Here is a 2,112-nt window from a genome sequence, read left to right as displayed (position 1 = left end):
GCTCGGCAGGATCAGTGTGCCGTCGTCCATGCGAAGCCGCGTCATCGCTTCGTAATAGCGGACCTTGCGCTGCGGCAGCGTCACCACCGGCTGCAGGTAAAGATCGATCCGGCTGCCGTCGATTGCGGCGGCGATCGTCTCGGCGACCTGCTCGGTGGTCATGCCCTTGAGCGGGCCGCTTTCGACGAGCTCGGGAACGGGCGGCGCGGGCGCTTCCGCAACGACCTTGACCGGCTCGACGGGCGCGATCGGCTGAGCTTCGGCGACCGGCGCGGGAGCCGGCACCGCAACCGGTCGCGTCGCGGGCGCGACGCTGGCGGGAACGTCGATGGCCTGCGCGATCAGCGCCGGCGCGGACAGGCTGAGATCCTTCAGCCGCGCGTCATGAGCGGCAACGGTTTCGGCGAGTTCCTTCACAAGCACGCCGAGTTCGCCGATCTCCGCGGCAAGCGCGTCGTTCGGTGTGCGAGAGCGCCGCGCGTTGTCCTGAGCCTCGAACGCAATCACGCGCCGGCCAAGCTCCCCGACCTGGCGTGCAAGATCGGCGGTGCCCCGCGACAGATCGGCGATCTGGCCGCCAACGTCGTTGCGATCGCGCAATCGCGCGGACACCGTGCTGTAGAGCGCCAACGCGGTCATCACGGCGAGCGCGATCACGGACGCCTCGGCGCCGCTCAATCCGAACAGGAGGTAGCCGACCGCGCCGATCGACGCTGCAATCAGAATGACGCAGACCGCGATGAAGATGGCCGTCAGCCGCTGCATGGATGCCTCAAAGGGCGACGTTCCGGCCGCCGCGCCGATTCGTCCACCCAGACGCTAATGTCCACGAGCGGCCTGCGAAGCGCAAGCAATCCGAAGCCAAAATTCGCGGAGGTTTGCTGCGCTGTCAGTTCCTGGGCGGAACGATCCAGTACGCGATCCGGACCGGGTCCGCGCTGCGCGCACGACCTCTGGTTTGCCGTGGAAACTCGACCACGGTCGGCTCGCCTTCGGCACCGAATGTCTTGCGCCATTCTTCCACATGCGCCATCGGCAACCCGGATTCCCAGATGACGATGACGCCGCGCTTCCTGAGATCTTCCATGTCGATCCAGGGACTGATCTGCGGCCGACCATGGACGACCACGCGCGGCCTGTCGGGTGAATAGACCGCGACATTGTTCGCGGCGAATTCGGTCCCGGCGACATACGGAAGCGCCGTTCCGGTTTTCTCGTGCCACAAGCGGCTCATCTGCGCGGCGATGGCGTGGCCCGGGAAGTTGCTGGCCTTGGGACGTTCACGCAGATAGGGGTCCGCAATCCACGTCCCGATCCAGATCGCGGGAGCGAGCAGGAAAAGGAAGATCACCCCGACCGCGAAGATGGTGATGCGGCGGATATCCGTGACCGGCCCGAGCCAGAGCAAGGCGGCGAGCGGCAGGAACGACCAGAGCGGATAGCCCCACATCTGCACCGGGAAGCGGCCGGTCGCGAGCGAAACCGCGGACACCACGGCAAAGGGACCGAAGGCGAGAGTGGTGGCGTAGCGCCGCGCAAACGCGGCTTGTCCTCTGACAGGCATGGCCGGCGTCGTGCGCGGAAGCAGAGTCAACCAGAGCAAAACCAGCGTGGGAAAGATGAAGAAGATTTGCCCGAAGACCCATTTGGCCGGATGGGTGATGTAGTCGTACCAGATCTCCGGAAGGCGAGCGCGATCGCTGACATACTGCATCGGCAGGAAGCCGGAATCGACGAGCCACCACGCATTCGGCGCGATCACGACCGCGAAGGCTACGGCCATCAGCCACGGGCCGGGCGTCCACAGCGTGCGGCGCGCGACCGGATCGATGAGAAGAAACAGGCCGAGGCTGACGGCGAACGCGAAGGCGGCATATTTCGACCAGAAGGCAAGCGCGAGCATGGCGCCGGCCAAAATCCAGTCGAGCGCGCGGCCGCGTACCAATCCCCGGTAGAAGAACAGTGCGGTGAGCGCCCAGAATGGCAATTGCATCTGGTCGTGCGAGAATTTCACCGCCGAGTAGTTGTAATAGTGGATGCCGACCAGCGAGAGCGTGGCGATCAGCGCCTGCACGGGTCCGGCAATGTCGCGGGCGAGGAAATAGACGGCGA

1 protein-coding gene and 1 pseudogene are annotated in these 2,112 nt (G+C 65.5%); both read right to left on the bottom strand.

What is annotated here, in order from left to right:
* Nucleotides 1-765 (bottom strand): annotated as a pseudogene (locus VNZ93_RS08115) (EAL domain-containing protein); the annotation flags it as partial.
* A 124-nt stretch (nt 766-889) separates the two neighbouring features.
* Nucleotides 890-2,112, bottom strand: a 1,223-nt coding sequence (locus VNZ93_RS08110; protein ID WP_325702679.1) for a glycosyltransferase family 39 protein, incomplete at its 5' end; no start/stop codon positions are given.

Source organism: Pseudorhodoplanes sp., assembly GCF_035565795.1.
GTDB lineage: Bacteria > Pseudomonadota > Alphaproteobacteria > Rhizobiales > Xanthobacteraceae > Pseudorhodoplanes.
This window is presented reverse-complemented; position numbering and strand designations above follow the sequence as displayed.